Below are 286 nucleotides of genomic sequence, written 5' to 3'. Positions count from 1 at the left end.
AACATTTTCTCCAGCACGCACAGCCGCTTGGCAAATGGCTTGGCGGGTTTTATCACTGATAAAGGGACTTGGGGTTTCCTCAAGAACTTTTTGATGATTTCTTTGTAAGGAACATTCACGTTCCCCCAAATGGATAACATGGCCATTTTGATCAGCCAGGTTCTGAACCTCAATATGATGAGCTGGATGGATAACCTTTTCTAAGTATAATCTGGCATCGTTAAAGCCTTGTTGGGCCTCACGACTAGCTTCATCAAATTGTTTTTGTAAGTCTTCTGGGCAATCA

The 286-nt window shown here is 42.7% G+C and carries 1 protein-coding gene; it reads right to left on the bottom strand.

Annotation, left to right across the window (positions count from 1 at the left end; genetic code table 11):
* Positions 1–286: ATP-binding protein (locus QP442_RS08435; protein WP_442953383.1), on the bottom strand; the 286-nt coding region annotated here is incomplete at both ends.

Source organism: Pauljensenia sp. UMB1177, assembly GCF_030217965.1.
Lineage (GTDB): Bacteria > Actinomycetota > Actinomycetes > Actinomycetales > Actinomycetaceae > Pauljensenia > Pauljensenia turicensis_A.
The sequence above is the reverse complement of the archived record's forward strand: the minus strand, read 5'-3'. Positions and strand labels throughout refer to the sequence as shown.